This window comes from Streptomyces sp. NPDC029152 (assembly GCF_055564355.1).
Genome location: NZ_JBVHWR010000057.1, coordinates 1 through 3,162, shown reverse-complemented (window position 1 = coordinate 3,162; position 3,162 = coordinate 1). Strand labels below are relative to the sequence as shown.

1 pseudogene is annotated in these 3,162 nt (G+C 66.3%); it reads right to left on the bottom strand.

The features are described from left to right. Nucleotides 1-87: 87 nt before the first annotated feature. Nucleotides 88-2,754 (bottom strand): annotated as a pseudogene (locus ACZ4V6_RS36450) (DNRLRE domain-containing protein); the annotation flags it as partial. Between the last annotated feature and the right edge of the window lie 408 nt (nucleotides 2,755-3,162).

Here is a 3,162-nt window from a genome sequence, read left to right as displayed (position 1 = left end):
GCAGGATCCAGCTCCGCCCCCACCTGGTCGACGGCTGCCTCACCGCCACAGGTCTGGCTATCACCCCACCGACCCCGCCGTGAAAACCTCAGTAAGCGTCCATCCCTCGGTCTTGCGGGTGAGGGTCAGGCCTCCTCCCGCCGGGCCGGCGTAGGTGCCGTCGGGGTTGGTGCCGAATCGCACCTGCGAGCCGTCTGCGAGCGTGACCAATACGGTGGCGGTCTCCGGTTCCTGCCGTATCCGCATGTCCCAGCGCGTCGACCAGCCCTGGCCGAAGGCGCCGTCGCGGCGGGGGTCGAGGGAGTTGTAGGTGCGGGTGACCGCGAGTTCGGGGCCGACCGTGGTGATCGCCGCGTCGGTTGCCGCGGTGACGTAGTTGCCCGCGCGGGTGCCGATCTCCTTGCCCTGGTCCGAGCCACCGAGGTAGCTGGTCACGGTCGGCTGCGGGACCTGGGTCGTCAACAGCGCCGCGCCCGGGCGTGCCGAGGTGGCGGCGCCGTCGTAGGCATAGCCGTACCAGGCGTATGTCTTGCCCCAGGACAGCCAGCCCGAGGGGAGGGCCCACTGCTGCCCGCTGACTCGGGGGCCGATCTTGCAGTTTTTACGCAGATTGCTGCCCTCGACCTCGCACACCTCGAAGCTGTACTGCAGGGCGGCCTTGGGGTAGCGGTCCGCATCCGTGCCCTTGGCCCATAGCGTCGGCGTCAAGGAGTCGACCGTGACGCCACTACCGGGCGTCTCCGCCGTCAGCTGAGGGGGGATGTTCACCGAAGAGAGCTTGACCGCGGCCCCAGGAACACCCGCGCGAACGAAGGTGCCGACGCCGCCCACGTCCATGGTCCACAGCACGGTGTACGTAGCCGGCACCAGAGGTGCGATCTTCGCATCCAGCGTCACCGTCTCGCCCGGGGAGATGTCCTGCGGCATGGGCGTCCAGCGGATCTTGGAGGAGTCGATGATCTCCTTGCCTGCCGCATCGAACAAGTGGTAGCGCAGCTTGTAGTTGCTGCCCTTCGCCCAGGTCTCCTGCCCCTGGTTGGTGACGGTCACCTTCTGGACGCCCTCGCTGGTGGCGGTCACCGGAGCGGTGAGGTCACCGAGTCGATAGGTGGCACCGTACGTGGTCCACGTCACGTCCAGGCTCGGCTTGCCGTTCGGGTAGTCGTCGGAGCCGAACTGCTTCCATCCCTTGGCGTCAGAGGTGGACGCCTTCACCGCGAGGCCGTAGTTCTTCTGCCGGCCGTGCGTCCAGTCGTCGACGAGCTTGCGGCCTGCCGAGCCGAGCCTGATGCTCTCCCAGGCCGGTCCGCACGACCACGTGGTCGTACCCGACGGCCGCCAGCCGTGAGCGAAGCTCTTGGAGGCCAGCGACGCACCGGTCGACGGCCCGGGGTACTGCGACGTGGTGGACTCCGACCAGTTCGACGTGATCGGGTGCACCGTCACCGGGCGGGCCGTGCAGGACTGGGACCAGGTGTTGTACAGGGCCAGGTTCGCTCCCAGCACCCACGCGTTCTTCAGCGTGCTCTCCACACCGTTGAAGCGCAGGAACGCGGCCGCTTTGTGGCCGCCACCGTCGTACGTGCCGGCCTTCAGCACCGTGTCCGAGGCGAAGTTCTGGTTGTACGGGTACTCCACGTACGTGCCGGAGGTGGCGTCAACCGACTTCACCGAGGGGTCCACCCGCACGGGAAAGACACGCTCCGGAGCGGCAAGCCACTCCTTGTCCAGCTTCACGACCAGGACCTGACGGCCGTCTTCCTCCTCCAGGTTGTAGGTGACACCGGAGGAGACCACGCCCTCGTTGGAGTCCGGTGCCAGATTGGAGTCCTGCATCCAGCCCGCCGGAGTCCACGCGTGAACCTCCCCGTCGGCGTCGGCGAAGACCACACCACCGTGATCGTCGATCGCCGCTGTCAACCCTTCCAGGGCCAGCGGGAAGCGCCACTGCGTAGGCGCACTCGCGTCCTTGAGGACCAGTGTCTCCTTGACGGAATCGCCACCGGCAATGAACTCCACGTCCGAGCCGGGCCGTGCATCGGCGTAGGTGACCGTGCTGCCCTCGGCCTGTCCGGCGACAGGACCAGCGTCACTCATCCCGTAGGCGATCGACATGCCGTCACCGACCTGCAGTCGCACCACAGGATCGGCGTCAGCCGTCCCCGCGAACTCGATCGCCCCTTCGGTCGACGCGGTCTCCCAACCGTCCTCACCGACACTCATCGTGCTCGGCCCGGCAGTCGCACGACGCTTCAAAGTGGTGTCGATGGGCCGCCAAGCCCCATCACTGCCCTGGTAGTTGACAGGCTCGTTGTAGAAGCGGGTGGTGTATGTGCCGTCCGGATTGCGGAAGGTGCGCTGCTGCTCCTTGCGCGCAGACGCGACCTCCTTGCTCTCCTTGGCATCAAAACCCCGAGCTTCGGGCAGAGCGGGCGCCTCGGTGGTCACGGCCGGGCCCGGCTCCGGCATCTTCGCCGTACCGGGCAACCTGGTGATGCCGTACTCGTCCGCAGCAGGCAGTTCACCTTGGCCGGCAAGCGCACCAGTACGGCCTCCCGACACCGTCGCCTCTGTGGCATCCGTGGGGGCACTGTGTCGACGCCCGGCAGCAGAACCCCACCGCTGCTCCGGAGAAGCGAAGTCAGCACTCTCGCCACCGGCCCACTGATCCACCGCCAAAGCGGCCTGCTCAGTACCGGTCAGTACCGCCAGCACGAAGGCGACAGCAACAACAACCGAACGCGCTGGACGCACAGATGCCCCCCACAGAAACCAAACAAGAGGTGCCAGTTTTAAGTGATCTTCACCCGCCTACACAAGGTGCTCACAGAATTACAGGGCGCTATCGTGACCACGATCACGTAGACCTTCCGGATAAACAGCTCACTTACGGATGAGCTACAACCCCATCCAGGCCCCCCACTGGCATCCGAGCAACAGAGTGCGACCAGGGTGTACCCAAGCATGAGTCGAGGATCCTGCGTCAGCGGCCGGGAGCTGCATCCATCTGGGAAGCCAGCCGGGCACGGCGACGCAAAGGCTGCCCTCCTTCGGTGTACCGCGAGTAACTGATCGTTTCAGAATGAGGTTCGGAGGCGACGCAAGCAGATGATGCTGCAGGCGAGTTGGAGCAGGCCGAGGTGGAGGTCGGCGCGTATCTCG